Here is a 12,381-nt window from a genome sequence, read left to right on the forward strand (position 1 = left end):
ACTTATCGGGCGTAGCCCTATAGAGGGGGTACTCATAGAGTCATTTCTCTTTAAGAAGAGAAAAATATGGCCCTTGATCCCCGACTACGCTTCGGCCTGAAGCTGATAGAAATCAGAAAGACCAGAGGGTGGTCGCAAGAACGCCTGGCACTGGAAAGTGGCTTGGCCCGTAGCTATTTGGGTGGGGTTGAGCGTGGTCAGCGCAACATCGCATTGCTCAACATCTTCAAGCTGGCCGAGGCGCTGGGGGTGGAGCCTTCAGTACTGCTGGAGGCGCCGGCGGCTGGACAGGAGCCTGCACCGTAACATCGTAGCGCTACGGTATCGTAACGTTACGATGGTCACTGCCTAGTCGCTCGCGGCAGCTATCGCAGCCATCTGCTTTCAAGAATAAGTAAAGTCCACTAAAATGGTACTTACGCAATTTCTTACGCGTTAAGGGTCATAAAAGTGACTTTTCATCTCTCGACTCCCGCTGAGATCCTGCACGCGCTGGGTGTTCGTCTGCGCGAGCAGCGGCTTGCCCAATCGCTTACGCAGCGTGAACTGGCGCAAATGGCCGGACTGTCCTTGGGGGCGTTGCGCAAACTCGAAAGCGACGGTCAGTGCTCGCTGGAAACGCTGGTCCGTGTCGCGCAGGCACTTGGCTTGCTGGAGGCGCTGGACGATCTCTTTGTACTCAAACGGCAATCCATCGCCCAGATGGAGCAGGTGGACCTTGTGAGCCGCCGCCAGCGTGCGCCGCGTAAGAAAACATCATGAAGCTGCTTACCGTACATTATTGCGGCTGGGGAGAAGACTGGCCGTTGGGACGCTTGGCCGATGACGGTCAATCCCTGCTCTTCGAATATTCTCCCGAGGCCTTGTCTCAAGGCTTGGAACTGTCGCCCTTGCACCTCAAGCTGCGTGCGGATGCCTACGGAGGTTTTCCGATCCATTTGCATCGCCTTCCGGGCCTGATCGCCGATAGTCTGCCTGACGGCTGGGGTTTGCTGCTGATGGATCGGTTGTTCCGTCAACACGGCTTGCGCCATCCCGGGCCACTGGACCGGCTGGCCTTCATTGGTGAGCGCGCGATGGGCGCGTTGCGCTTCGTTCCGGCAAGCGACGCCGGCGCCCACGAGCCCGACTGGTCCTTGCTGGCGCTGGCCGAGCAAAGCCGTCTCGCGCTCGCGGGCGAGGCGGGGGCAGCCCTGCGCGAGCTCGCGCTCACCGGCGGCTCACCGCAAGGGGCTCGCCCCAAGGCCTTGGTGCAGTACGACGCAATGACCGGGCAAGTCAGCACCCGTCCGGATGCGCCCGGCAGTCCCTGGCTGGTCAAGTTCCCGGCGCAGAACGAACACAAAGAGGTTTGCGTCATCGAGCAGCTCTATGCCGAGTTGGCTCGGGACTGCGGACTGGATGTGCCCGAAAGTCGTTGGTTCGACCTTGGCCCCGAACTGGCCGCCTTCGGCGTCGCGCGCTTCGACCGGGAGGGAGGGCAACGCGTCCCGGTGCACAGTCTGGCTGGATTGTTGCAAGTGGATTTTCGCCTGCCCGGTGCCACCGACTATACCGCCTTCCTGCGGGCTACCCGTTTCCTGACGCGCGACGAGCGCGAAGTGGAGAAAGCCTACGCACGAGCCGTCTTCAATGTGCTTTTCCACAACCGTGACGACCATCCCAAGAATTTCGCGTGGCGTCTCGGGCCTGACCGGCGCTGGCGTCTGGCTCCGGCATTCGACCTGACCTTCAGCGAAGGCCCGATGGGCCAGCATCACCTGGACGTTTGCGGCGAAGGTGCTGCCATCGAACGCCGGCATTTATTGCGTCTGGCGGAGGAAGGTGGCGTCCCAAGGAAACGGGCGGAAGAGGTCATCGAACGGATGTTGCTGCAGGCAAGCTCATTGGGTGAGCGGTTGGAGCGTGCGCCGATCAGGCAGATGCTGGCGCAACAGATAAAATCCAGTATTGATGCCTGTCGCCGGCGTCTGGAAAGCTGAATCCGAGCCGGCGCAACGGCGCCAGATCACGGTTGAACGTACTCAATGCTGAGTTTCTTGAGTACAAACATGAGTATGTTTTTTTAATGGAGCAGCATGGTGAACTGTTCATTCAATGACTTGCAGTCACAATCGCTGTTCAACGTCTGACCCGCACTTCGGCTGGCAGCGCCCGCTTGACGGGCACAAAGGCCCAGGAAAGTCCGCGGTGCCTGGTGTGCATGCGTGGGGAGCCAGCACCCGCGCTGCCGCACTTGCTGAAGCTGTGGCGCGCCGTGCGTCCCCTCGCGTGACCCCCGGGGCCGGGTGCCAGTGGCGCGCCCGTATGCCGTGCGATCAGGGATGCAGCCAGCGTACCCAGTCGCCCGGCACCAGGTACAGCAGGCCGGCCGTCATGCTGGCATAGCGGAAGAACTTGCCAATCGCCATGTAGACCAGGCAGGGCCAGAACGGCATGCGCAGCCAGCCGGCCACGGCGCACAGCGGGTCGCCCACCACGGGCAGCCAGCTCAGCAGGCAGGTCTTGGGCCCCCAGCGGCGCAGCCACACGCGGGCGCGCCGTTCGGTGCGGCTCAGTTCGCGGGCGGGCTTGGCGGGGGGCTGCGCATGGCCCGCGTGGCGGTGCCGGCGAGCGGCGTCCCAGGCGCGGTGCGCGCCCAGGCCCATCCACCAGCTGACCGCGCCGCCCAGCGTGTTGCCGGCCGTAGCCACCAGGATCGCGGGCCAGAGCAGTTCGGGGTTCAGCTTGACCAGGCCGAACACCGCCGGCTCCGAGCCCACGGGCAGCAGCGTGGCGGAGATGAAGGCCACGATGAACACCGTGCTCAGGCCGAATTGGGGCAGAGCCAGCAGGTCCAGCAGTTGGTGCATCCAGATTTCCATAGCAGGGCTGCAAGTGTAGGGGCAGCGGTGCGCTGGCTGCGTCGCCACCCGCGGGCGCAACATGCGCAATCGCAGTGCTGGCTTTTCGGTTGCTGAAATTTTGGGCAGGTAGAATCCGCCCCTTCGCCCACACACCCCCAGCCCGCCCGTACCGTCCATGCAGATCGGCCCCATTCCCTTGGCCAACCGCCTGTTCGTCGCCCCCATGGCGGGCGTGACGGACCGGCCGTTTCGCCAGCTGTGCAAGCGGCTGGGCGCGGGCTATGCGGTGAGCGAGATGGTGACCTCGCGCAAGGACCTGTGGAACAGCCTCAAGACCAGCCGCCGCGCCAACCACGAGGGCGAGCCCGGCCCGATCGCGGTGCAGATCGCCGGCACCGACGCGGCCATGATGGCCGAGGCCGCGCTCTACAACATCGACCGCGGCGCACAGATCATCGACATCAACATGGGCTGCCCTGCCAAGAAGGTCTGCAACAAGTGGGCGGGCTCCGCCCTGATGCAGAACGAAGCCCTGGCCGTGGAGATCGCCGAGGCCGTGGTAGCCGCCTGCGCACCGCGCGGCGTGCCCGTCACGCTGAAGATGCGCACCGGCTGGTGCCAGCAGCACAAGAACGCCGTGGTGCTGGCGCGCCGCTTCGAAGACGTGGGCATCCAGATGCTCACGGTGCACGGCCGCACGCGCGAGCAGGGGTACAAGGGCCAGGCGGAGTACGACACCATCGCTGCCGTGAAGGCCGCGGTGCGCGTGCCCGTGGTGGCCAATGGCGACATCACGTCGCCCGAGAAAGCCCGGGCGGTGCTGGCCGCCACAGGCGCCGACGCGGTCATGATCGGGCGCGCGGCCCAGGGCCGGCCGTGGATCTTCCGCGAGATCGGCCACTACCTCGCCACTGGCGAGCACCTCGCGCCGCCGCTGGTGGCCGAGGTGCGCCGCCTGCTGCTGGAGCACCTGCAGGACCACTACGGCCTGTACGGCGAGGCCAGCGGCGTGCGCAGCGCGCGCAAGCACATCGCCTGGTATGTGCGCGCGCTGCCGGGCGGCGAGGCACTGCGACAACACATCAACACCATCGAGGACTGCGCGGCGCAGTGGCAGGCGGTGGCCGATTTCTTCAGCGCGCTGGGCGCGCAGATGGACCGGCTGCCGTCCGCACACGACGGCGCCGACGCGGTCCCGCCCGTGAGGGAAACAGAGCATGAGCCGGAACAACATTGAACAATGCGTGCGCGAGAGCCTGCAGGGCTACTTTCGCGACCTGGGCGGCGAGACGCCCGACGGCGTGTACGACATGGTCATGCGCCTGGTGGAAAAGCCGCTGCTGGAGGTGGTGATGAGCCACGCCGACAACAACCAGTCCCGCGCCGCCGAATGGCTGGGGCTGAACCGCAACACGCTGCGCAAGAAGCTGGTGGAGCACAAGCTGCTCTGATGTTGCTTCTAAAAGAATAGCTGGTGGCGCTTGCCCATCAAGCGCTACAGCCCGATTTCATCAAAACCATCACGAGTCCCCCATGAACGCACTCCTTTCCGTCTCCGACAAGACCGGCATCGTCGAATTTGCCCAGGCGCTGCATGCGCTGGGCATCCGCCTGCTGTCCACCGGCGGCACCGCCAAGCTGCTGGCCGAGAGCGGCCTGCCCGTCACCGAGGTGGCCGAGGTCACGCAGTTCCCCGAGATGCTGGACGGCCGCGTGAAGACGCTGCACCCCAAGGTGCATGGCGGCCTGCTGGCGCGCCGCGAGCTGCCTGCGCACATGGCGGCGCTGAAGGAGCACGGCATCGACACCATCGACCTGCTGGTGGTCAACCTCTACCCGTTCGAGGCCACGGTGGCCAAGGCCGGCTGCACGCTGGCCGACGCCATCGAGAACATCGACATCGGCGGCCCCGCCATGGTGCGCAGCGCCGCCAAGAACTGGAAGGACGTGGGCGTGGTCACCTCGGCCGACCAGTACGACGCGGTGCTGGGCGAGTTGAAGGCCGCGGGCAAGCTGTCCGACAAGCTGCGCTTCGCGCTGTCGGTGGCGGCGTTCAACCGCATCGCGCAGTACGACGGCGCCATCAGCGACTACCTGTCGTCCATCCAGTTCGACGAGGCCAAGCTGTCCGAGAGCTACGTGCCCGAACGCGCGCTGTTCCCCGGCCAGAGCAACGGCATCTTCACCAAGATCCAGGACCTGCGCTACGGCGAGAACAGCCACCAGCAGGCCGCGCTGTACCGCGACCTGCACCCCGCGCCCGGCTCCATCGTCACCGGCGTGCAGCTGCAGGGCAAGGAACTCTCATACAACAACATCGCCGACGCCGACGCGGCCTGGGAATGCGTCAAGAGCTTCAAGCTGCCGGCCTGCGTGATCGTCAAGCATGCCAACCCCTGCGGCGTGGCCGTGGGCACGAGCGCGCTGGAGGCCTACAGCAAGGCCTTCCAGACCGACCCGACGAGCGCCTTCGGCGGCATCATCGCGCTGAACCGCCCCGTGGACGGCGCGGCCGCGCAGCAGATCGCCAAGCAGTTCGTCGAAGTGCTGATGGCGCCCGACTTCACGCCCGAGGCGCTGGAGGTGTTCAAGGCCAAGGCCAACGTGCGCCTGATGAAGATCGCGTTGCCTGCCTCCGGCGGTGCCACGGCGTGGGAGCAGGGCCGCAACCTGATGGACGCCAAGCGCGTGGGCTCGGGCCTGCTGCTGCAGACGGCCGACAACCATGAGCTGCAACTGCCCGATGTGAAGGTGGTGACCCTCAAGCAGCCCACGCAGGAAGAGATGCAGGACCTGCTGTTCGCCTGGAAGGTGGCCAAGTACGTCAAGAGCAACGCCATCGTGTTCGTGAAGGGCGGCATGACCATGGGCGTGGGTGCGGGCCAGATGAGCCGGCTGGATTCGGCGCGCATCGCCAGCATCAAGGCGCAGGCCGCGGGCCTGTCCCTGCAGAACACCGTGGTGGCCAGCGACGCCTTCTTCCCGTTCCGCGATGGGCTGGACGTGGTGGTCGACGCGGGCGCGACCTGCGTGGCTCAGCCCGGCGGCTCCATGCGCGACCAGGAGGTCATCGACGCGGCCAACGAGCGCGGCGTGGCCATGGTCTTCACGGGCGTGCGCCACTTCCGTCACTGACACGCGCTGACCACGCCGCATGCCGGTGGACCCAGACCCGCTGCACGACGACACACCGCTGCCCCGGCCCCGCTGGCTGGGCTGGGCGCTGGTGGTGTTCATGGTGCTGGTGGTGCTGGGCGTGCTCAACGTGGGCTGGCGCATCCTGCAGCCGGGGCCCGCAGCCCAGGCGCTGGACGCCGCCCAGCAGGTGCACCCGGAACGGGCCGCGGGCCGCGCGCTGGTCGAGGCATCGGATTGCCTGCGTTGCCATGGCCTGGAGCGGCACGCCGTAGGCCCGGGCTTTCGCCAGATCGCCTTGCGCTACGCCGGCCGCAGTGATGCGGCCGCGTACCTGGCCGGCAGGATCCGCGAGGGCAGCGTGGGCGTATGGGGCCGCACGCTGATGCCGCGCCATCCCCAGATCACCGAGGCACAGGCCCTGCAGATGGCGCAGTGGCTGCTGGCGCTGCCGCCCGCCGAGGGGGTGGTGCGCTATTGAATCAATAGCTGTTAGCGCTTATCGGACGGGCGTTAGAGCCAAAAAACGCTGTAAACCCTCGCGCGGACGTCGGCACCGCTTGCGCCGTCCCGCTCACACCTTCAGCAGGCGGCCCGGCGTGCCGGCCTGTACGGCCAAGGTGGTCTCGGCGCTGGTGGTGAACTGGCGGCTGGTGATGGTGTTCACGTACACCCACTGCGCACGGCATTCGGTGGCCGTGGCGGTCACCACCATGTAGCCGCGGCGCGCGGTGTCGCAGTACTTGAGCGGCTCCACCAGCTGCAGCAGCGCCGCCGACAGCGTGGCCGGGTTTTCATTGGGCAGGTATTCCTCGAAGCCGGGCGAGCTCACCGACGAGGTGGCGAACTCCACGCCCACGGGGTTGCCGTTCATGTCGTTCAGCTCGCTGGCCCAGGCATTGTGCGTGTCGCCCGCCAGCACCACCAGGTTCTTGTTCATGGCGCGGGCCATGCCCAGCACCGTCTCGCGGGCGGCCTGGTAGCCGTCCCACGCATCCAGGTTGTAGGGGATGGAGGGCTGCGCCAGGATGGCTTGCTCCTCGGGCGTGAGCGTGGCGGGCGCCGTGCGCGCCTTGGCGACGATGGCCGCGTAGCGCGACACCGTCACGCCGCTGCCCGGCTGCAGCGTTTCCATGAGGATGGGCGCGGGGATGTTCATGCGGCCCATCAGCACCTGCTGGCCCAGTACCTGCCAGGTAGCGCTGGAGGCGGCCATCTGCTGCTGTAGCCATTGCGTCTGCGCGGTGCCCAGCAACTGGCGCGCGGGATTGCCCACGGCCGCGGTGAAGCCCGCTGCGTCGAAGCCGCCGGGCTTGAAGAAGGCGGCGTAGTCGACCTGCGCATCGCGTCCCACCACGCGCGTGTCCAGCATGTGCAGCGCCAGCAGGTTGCCGAAGGCGAAGCTGCGGTAAATGACGTCCGGCTGCGCATTGCGTGTGGGCATCCACTCGTGGTACGCCTGTAGCGCCACGGCCTTGCGCGCGGCAAAGCTGCCTTCGGCGGCTTGGTGGTTTTCGGCGCCGTTCATCCAGGTGTCGTTGGCGATCTCGTGGTCGTCCCATACGGCGATCATGGGCGCGGCGGCGTGCAGCGCCTGCAGGTCGGCATCCGTCCGGTACTGGGCATGGCGCGTGCGGTAGTCGGCCAGGCTCAGGATCTCGTTGGCCGGCTGGGACAGTCGGCTCAGCGCCGCCGCGTTGCCCGAGGCGTAGCCACCCTGGCCGTATTCGTAGAGGTAGTCACCCAGGTGCACGGTGGCGTCCAGGTCGCCGCGCCGGGCGGCATCGGCGTACACGTTGAAGTAGCCGGCTGGGTAGTTGGCGCACGAGAACACGGCCAGCTTCACCTGGGCCACGCTGCCCGTGGGCAGGGTGCGGGTGCGTCCCGTGGGCGAGGTGGCCTCGAAAGCCTTGAAGCGGTAGTGGTAGGCGGTGGCGGGCTTCAGGCCCGTGGCGTCCACCTTGACCGTGTAGTCGCGCGCGGCGCTGGTGCGCACCTCGCCGCGCGCCACGATGCTGGCGAAGGCGGCGTCGCTGGCCACCTCCCACTGCACGGGGATCTCGGCGCTGAAGTCGGCGGGCGGCGTGACGCGCGTCCAGAGCATGACGCGGTCGGCCAGCGGGTCGCCGCTGGCCACGCCGTGCGCGAACTGTACGGCGGGTGCGTCATCGTCGCCGCCGCCACAGGCCGCCAGGGGCAGGGTGCCCAGCGCGGCGGCGCCCAGCGTGATCTGCCGCACGAAACGGCGGCGCCCGCCGTCTGCGGCGGGCGGGGTGCTGGCGTGCGCAGCCTGCAGGAGGTTGGTGAGGGGCTTGGAATCGTCGTGTCGCTGCATGGCGGGCGGGTGAAAGGTGATGAACCCGCCAAGGCTCGCAGCAAGGGATGACGGTTTCATGAACCACCGTCGCGCACGCGTCAGTGCGCCCATCCGCCGGTCACCCGCAAGGATGGTCGCGGGCGAGTAAGCACGTTTTATGCCTCCAGCGCCCTCCCATCAAGCGCTGGAAGCTATGAAAACTATAGCTTTTGGAGCACGTCGCGCGCCACGGCCACGGTGTCGGCGATGTCCTGCTCGGTGTGGGCGGCACTCACAAAGCCGGCTTCGTAGAGCGCCGGGGCAATGTAGACGCCGCCTTCCAGCAGGCCGTGGAACAGCGTGTTGAAGCGCATGCCGTCGGTGTTGAGCACCTCGGGGTAGTTCTGCGGCAGTTGCGGCAGCAGGAAGAAGCCGAACATGCCGCCCTGGGTGTCGCCGCAGAAAGGCACACCCGCAGCGCTGGCCGCGCCCGCGAGGCCGTCGATCAGGGCGCGGGTGCGAGCGCCCAGGGCGTCGTAGAAACCGGGCTTGGCGATCTCGCGCAGCGTGGCCAGTCCGCAGGCCGTGGCCACCGGGTTGCCCGACAGCGTGCCCGCCTGGTAGACCGGGCCCAGCGGCGCAAGCTGCTCCATCACGGCGCGCGAGCCGCCGAAGGCCGCCAGCGGCATGCCGCCGCCGATGACCTTGCCGAGCACGGTGATGTCCGGCTTGAAGCCCGGGATGGCCTGGGCGTACAGGCTTTGCGCCCCGCCCAGCGCCACGCGAAAGCCGGTCATGACCTCGTCGATGACCAGCAACGCGCCGTGCTGCGTGCACAGCTCGCGCGCGCGGCGCATGAAGGGCACGCTGGCGCGCACGAAGTTCATGTTGCCGGCGATGGGCTCCATGATCACGCAGGCGACGTCGGGGCCGTGCAGCGTGAAGGCCTCCTCCAGCTGGGCCACGTCGTTGTATTCCAGCACCAGGGTGTGCTGCACCACTTCTTGCGGCACGCCGGCGCTGGTGGCGTGGCCGAAGGTGGCCAGACCCGAGCCGGCCTTCACCAGCAGCGAGTCGGCATGGCCGTGGTAGCAGCCGTTGAACTTGATAATCTTGTTGCGCCGGGTGGCGCCGCGCGCGAGGCGGATGGCGCTCATGCCGGCCTCGGTGCCTGAGCTGACCAGGCGGATCATCTCCATGGAAGGCACGTGGCGGATGATCTCCTCGGCCAGCTCCACTTCACGCTGGGTCGGCGCGCCGAAGCTGAAGCCCTCCAGGGCCGCTTTCTGCACGGCCTCCAGCACGGCCGGGTGGCCATGGCCCAGGATCATGGGTCCCCAGGAGCCGATGTAGTCGATGAAGCGCTGGCCGTTGGCGTCCCACATGTAGGCGCCCTGGGCACGCGTGATGAAGCGGGGCGTGCCGCCCACGGCGCGGAACGCGCGCACCGGCGAATTCACGCCGCCGGGGATGAGCGCCTTGGCGCGTTCGAAAAGGGGGAGATTGAGGTCAGTGTTGTGTGTCATGGGGTGGCAAATCGAAGCCCTCCACGACCGCGGAGGGAGATACGTCGTCGTCGGTGTCCTCATCGTCGGGCTGCGCCCAGAACATGCGGTCGGGCAGCACATGGCCCATGCCGGGGCGGAATCCGTGCTGCAGGCAGCCGTCCAGGTAAGTGAGCGCTTCGCTCGTGGCCTCGCCCAGGTCGCTGCCGGTGGCAATGAGCGCCGCCAGGGTGGCCGACAGGGTGTCGCCCGCTCCGATGAAAGTCACTTCAAAGCGTTCGAAGCGCCCGCTGCCCAGCACCGTCTGCGGTGAGGCGAGCACATTGTCGATATGCCGCTCCGCCGCGGGAATGCCGGTTACCAATAGGTAGGGCACGCCTATCTCCGCGACTGCCATGGCCAGGTCGCGTGCCGAGGGTGGGCGCTCACTGCCCCAGTCCGGCAGCAGCCAGCGCCACAGGGTGCTGTGGTTTCCAACCAACACCGATGTCTGCGGCAGCAACAGCTCGCGGAAGGCGTCGTGGTACTGGTCGATGAGGTCGTCCTGCCACCACGACAGGTCCGGCATGAAGGCGATGACGGGCACGTCCGCATAGTCGGCGGCGATCTCGGAGATGGCGCTCAGGTTCTCGGGGCTCCCCACGAAGCCGACCTTGATCGCGTGCAGCGGCATGTCTTCCAGCACGGCACGGGCCTGCTCGGCGACCGTCTCGTCTTCGAAGGCGTAATGGTCGAATATCTCGGCGCTGTCACGCACATAGGTCCCGGTCACCACCGGCGCGACATGCCCCCCGACCGAGGACACCGCCGAAATATCGGCCGCCAATCCTCCCGCGCCGCTGGGGTCGTTTGCATTGAAAACCATCACGCAGATGGTGGGGGCGGTGGATTCGCTGTCATCCGCCGTCAAGCTTGGGCTGTCGGGTGCTGAAGGGGTATTCGATTGCATGGGTGGGTGCCAGCGTAACCGGTGGCACGAAAGCTGCATCCCGCAGTGATGACTAGATACAATCGTTGCATTGTATGTGAAGGCCCCTTAAGCTGTGACGGACCCAAAAACTTGGATGTGTTTGATTTGCGGTTGGATATATGACGAAGCTGCGGGCTGCCCCGAGCACGGCATTGCCCCCAACACCCGCTGGGCAGACGTTCCCATGAACTGGACCTGTCCCGAATGCGGCGCCCGCAAGGAAGACTTCGAGATGGTCGAGATTTGAGGCGCGGCTCCTGCCAGCGTTGTTTTTTCGTTCCTCAGGAGCAGTGAGAAATTGGCTACGACGACGACCGGTCCCACCTTCCGTGTCCTGGTGGTGGACGACAGCAATACCATACGGCGCAGCGCCGAAATTTTCCTCAAGCAGGGAGGGCACGAGGTTTTATTGGCCGACGATGGTTTCGATGCCTTGGCCAAAGTCAATGATTACCAGCCTCAGCTGATTTTCTGCGACATCCTCATGCCCAAGCTGGATGGTTATCAGACCTGCGCCATCATCAAACGCAACGCGCATTTTGCTGATACGCCCGTGGTAATGCTTTCATCCAAGGACGGGGTTTTCGATAAGGCGCGCGGCCGCATGGTCGGTTGCCAGGAATATCTGACCAAACCATTTACCAAAGACCAGTTGCTGCAGGCTGTGCAGCAATTTGGAAATGCCCAATAAGGAGTTTTGTAATGCCGATTCAGAAAGTTTTGGTCGTGGACGACTCGAAGACCGAGTTGATGTTTCTGACCGACTTGCTGCAGAAAAAGGGCATGCAAGTGCGTACCGCCGAGAATGCCGAAGAGGCATTTCGCCGTCTGGCCGAGGAAAAGCCGGACCTGATCCTGATGGACGTGGTCATGCCCGGCCAAAACGGTTTCCAGCTGACCCGTGCCATTACCCGCGATCCGCAGTATGCGGATGTGCCCATCATCATGTGCACGAGCAAGAACCAGGAAACCGATCGCGTGTGGGGCATGCGCCAGGGCGCGCGCGGCTACATCACCAAGCCAGTCGATCCTGCAGAACTGCAGGCCAAGATCGACGCGCTGAACTGAGGCCGGCTGCATACCCATGGCTAACCGCGAAGCCCTGAAAGAGCTACAGACACGACTTGCCGCCCGGCTGCAGGCTGCCAGAGGCGAGGGTGTGTCCGTGTCGTCCTGGTTGGCCGTGGAGTCTGCCGGACGCTATTTCCTTCTCCCCCTTGGACAATCGGGGGAGATCTTCTCCTGGGGCGGGGTGCAGCCCGTTCCGTATACCCAACCGTGGTTCCTGGGCGTGGCCAACCTGCGTGGCGCGCTCACCGGCGTGGTGGATCTGGCGGGCCTCCTTGGCGCCGCGCAGATGCGCACGGAGCAGGCCTTGGCAGAATCCAGCCTGCTGGCCTTCAATGGTGCGCTGGACGTGAATGCCGCCTTGCTCGTGGACCGGCTGTCCGGCCTGCGGGGAATGGAGGCCTTCGTCGCCTCCGAGCCGCCGGAGGCCGATGCGCCCCCCTATTTCGGCACCACCTATCTTGATGCACAGGGCACGCGTTGGCAGGAATTGAACCTGCACGCTCTTTCCCAGCATCCCGCTTTTCTCAGCATCAGCGCTTGATTATTTCTGTAAGGCAG

At 65.9% G+C, this 12,381-nt stretch carries 15 protein-coding genes; 11 read left to right on the forward strand and 4 right to left on the reverse strand.

Features of this window, described 5'->3' with window-relative positions:
• The first annotated feature begins 66 nt into the window (after nt 1-66).
• From I3K84_RS16645 to I3K84_RS16655, 3 genes are all read left to right on the forward strand, one after another.
• Complete coding sequence (locus I3K84_RS16645) at nt 67-306, forward strand: helix-turn-helix domain-containing protein (RefSeq protein ID WP_011806687.1); 240 nt, start codon at nt 67-69, stop codon at nt 304-306.
• A gap of 144 nt (nt 307-450) precedes the next feature.
• Entirely contained in the window at nt 451-762 is a 312-nt protein-coding gene (locus I3K84_RS16650) for a helix-turn-helix domain-containing protein (RefSeq protein WP_011806686.1), read from the forward strand.
• Nucleotides 759-1,982, forward strand: coding sequence for a type II toxin-antitoxin system HipA family toxin (locus I3K84_RS16655; RefSeq protein WP_041836094.1), 1,224 nt, complete (start codon nt 759-761; stop codon nt 1,980-1,982). Before I3K84_RS16650 ends, I3K84_RS16655 begins: the two co-directional genes overlap by 4 nt.
• 336 nt (nt 1,983-2,318) lie before the next feature.
• On the opposite strand, the gene I3K84_RS16660 is transcribed toward I3K84_RS16655, so the two are convergent.
• The gene (locus I3K84_RS16660; protein ID WP_172209370.1) at nt 2,319-2,852 is read right to left on the reverse strand and encodes a YqaA family protein; all 534 of its coding nucleotides are present in this window, start codon (nt 2,850-2,852) and stop codon (nt 2,319-2,321) included.
• Between the two features lie 169 nt (nt 2,853-3,021).
• On the opposite strand from I3K84_RS16660, the gene dusB reads away from it, so the two are divergent.
• The 4 genes from dusB to I3K84_RS16680 all read left to right on the forward strand — a co-directional run bounded on the left by dusB (nt 3,022) and on the right by I3K84_RS16680 (nt 6,462).
• Entirely contained in the window at nt 3,022-4,083 is a 1,062-nt protein-coding gene (gene dusB, locus I3K84_RS16665; protein ID WP_196995011.1) for a tRNA dihydrouridine synthase DusB, read from the forward strand.
• Nucleotides 4,064-4,297, forward strand: coding sequence for a Fis family transcriptional regulator (locus I3K84_RS16670; RefSeq protein WP_196995012.1), 234 nt, complete (start codon nt 4,064-4,066; stop codon nt 4,295-4,297). Before dusB ends, I3K84_RS16670 begins: the two co-directional genes overlap by 20 nt.
• Before the next feature lie 82 nt (nt 4,298-4,379).
• On the forward strand, nt 4,380-5,981 hold the full coding sequence (gene purH / locus I3K84_RS16675) for a bifunctional phosphoribosylaminoimidazolecarboxamide formyltransferase/IMP cyclohydrolase (RefSeq protein ID WP_088888382.1): 1,602 nt from the start codon (nt 4,380-4,382) through the stop codon (nt 5,979-5,981).
• 19 nt (nt 5,982-6,000) lie between these two features.
• The gene (locus I3K84_RS16680; RefSeq protein WP_196995013.1) at nt 6,001-6,462 is read left to right on the forward strand and encodes a c-type cytochrome; all 462 of its coding nucleotides are present in this window, start codon (nt 6,001-6,003) and stop codon (nt 6,460-6,462) included.
• Between the two features lie 93 nt (nt 6,463-6,555).
• On the opposite strand, the gene I3K84_RS16685 is transcribed toward I3K84_RS16680, so the two are convergent.
• From I3K84_RS16685 to I3K84_RS16695, 3 genes are all read right to left on the reverse strand, one after another.
• Nucleotides 6,556-8,316: an alkaline phosphatase gene (locus tag I3K84_RS16685; protein ID WP_196995014.1), complete on the reverse strand. Its 1,761-nt coding sequence runs from the start codon at nt 8,314-8,316 to the stop codon at nt 6,556-6,558.
• Between the two features lie 182 nt (nt 8,317-8,498).
• Nucleotides 8,499-9,803, reverse strand: a complete 1,305-nt coding sequence (gene hemL, locus I3K84_RS16690; RefSeq protein WP_196995015.1) for a glutamate-1-semialdehyde 2,1-aminomutase — start codon at nt 9,801-9,803, stop codon at nt 8,499-8,501.
• Entirely contained in the window at nt 9,787-10,731 is a 945-nt protein-coding gene (locus tag I3K84_RS16695; protein WP_015914197.1) for a bifunctional hydroxymethylpyrimidine kinase/phosphomethylpyrimidine kinase, read from the reverse strand. Before I3K84_RS16695 ends, hemL begins: the two co-directional genes overlap by 17 nt.
• Nucleotides 10,732-10,846: 115 nt before the next feature.
• Between I3K84_RS16695 and I3K84_RS16700 the strand changes: the two genes are divergently transcribed.
• The 4 genes from I3K84_RS16700 to I3K84_RS16715 are packed head-to-tail and all read left to right on the forward strand — an operon-like array spanning nt 10,847 to nt 12,364.
• Nucleotides 10,847-10,999, forward strand: a complete 153-nt coding sequence (locus I3K84_RS16700; protein ID WP_011806676.1) for a rubredoxin — start codon at nt 10,847-10,849, stop codon at nt 10,997-10,999.
• A gap of 51 nt (nt 11,000-11,050) precedes the next feature.
• Nucleotides 11,051-11,443, forward strand: coding sequence for a PleD family two-component system response regulator (locus I3K84_RS16705; protein ID WP_011806675.1), 393 nt, complete (start codon nt 11,051-11,053; stop codon nt 11,441-11,443).
• An 11-nt stretch (nt 11,444-11,454) separates the two neighbouring features.
• A complete protein-coding gene (locus tag I3K84_RS16710) occupies nt 11,455-11,820 on the forward strand; it encodes a PleD family two-component system response regulator (protein WP_011806674.1) in 366 nt (121 codons plus the stop codon).
• A gap of 16 nt (nt 11,821-11,836) precedes the next feature.
• Nucleotides 11,837-12,364 (forward strand): chemotaxis protein CheW, encoded by a 528-nt coding sequence (locus I3K84_RS16715; protein ID WP_047349731.1) that lies wholly within the window; start codon nt 11,837-11,839, stop codon nt 12,362-12,364.
• The last annotated feature ends 17 nt before the right edge of the window (nt 12,365-12,381 follow it).

The organism is Diaphorobacter sp. JS3051, assembly GCF_015832135.1.
In the GTDB taxonomy this organism is placed as follows: domain Bacteria; phylum Pseudomonadota; class Gammaproteobacteria; order Burkholderiales; family Burkholderiaceae_C; genus Diaphorobacter; species Diaphorobacter nitroreducens.

What these genes read in the sequence shown, in the direction of transcription:
- I3K84_RS16645 (WP_011806687.1), top strand. Translation starts at nt 67, where the DNA reads ATGGCCCTTGATCCCCGACTACGCTTCGGCCTGAAGCTGATAGAAATC.
- I3K84_RS16655 (WP_041836094.1), top strand. Translation starts at nt 759, where the DNA reads ATGAAGCTGCTTACCGTACATTATTGCGGCTGGGGAGAAGACTGGCCG.
- I3K84_RS16660 (WP_172209370.1), bottom strand. Translation starts at nt 2,852, where the DNA reads ATGCACCAACTGCTGGACCTGCTGGCTCTGCCCCAATTCGGCCTGAGC.
- dusB (WP_196995011.1), top strand. Translation starts at nt 3,022, where the DNA reads ATGCAGATCGGCCCCATTCCCTTGGCCAACCGCCTGTTCGTCGCCCCC.
- I3K84_RS16670 (WP_196995012.1), top strand. Translation starts at nt 4,064, where the DNA reads ATGAGCCGGAACAACATTGAACAATGCGTGCGCGAGAGCCTGCAGGGC.
- purH (WP_088888382.1), top strand. Translation starts at nt 4,380, where the DNA reads ATGAACGCACTCCTTTCCGTCTCCGACAAGACCGGCATCGTCGAATTT.
- I3K84_RS16680 (WP_196995013.1), top strand. Translation starts at nt 6,001, where the DNA reads ATGCCGGTGGACCCAGACCCGCTGCACGACGACACACCGCTGCCCCGG.
- I3K84_RS16685 (WP_196995014.1), bottom strand. Translation starts at nt 8,316, where the DNA reads ATGCAGCGACACGACGATTCCAAGCCCCTCACCAACCTCCTGCAGGCT.
- hemL (WP_196995015.1), bottom strand. Translation starts at nt 9,803, where the DNA reads ATGACACACAACACTGACCTCAATCTCCCCCTTTTCGAACGCGCCAAG.
- I3K84_RS16695 (WP_015914197.1), bottom strand. Translation starts at nt 10,731, where the DNA reads ATGCAATCGAATACCCCTTCAGCACCCGACAGCCCAAGCTTGACGGCG.
- I3K84_RS16700 (WP_011806676.1), top strand. Translation starts at nt 10,847, where the DNA reads ATGTGTTTGATTTGCGGTTGGATATATGACGAAGCTGCGGGCTGCCCC.
- I3K84_RS16710 (WP_011806674.1), top strand. Translation starts at nt 11,455, where the DNA reads ATGCCGATTCAGAAAGTTTTGGTCGTGGACGACTCGAAGACCGAGTTG.
- I3K84_RS16715 (WP_047349731.1), top strand. Translation starts at nt 11,837, where the DNA reads ATGGCTAACCGCGAAGCCCTGAAAGAGCTACAGACACGACTTGCCGCC.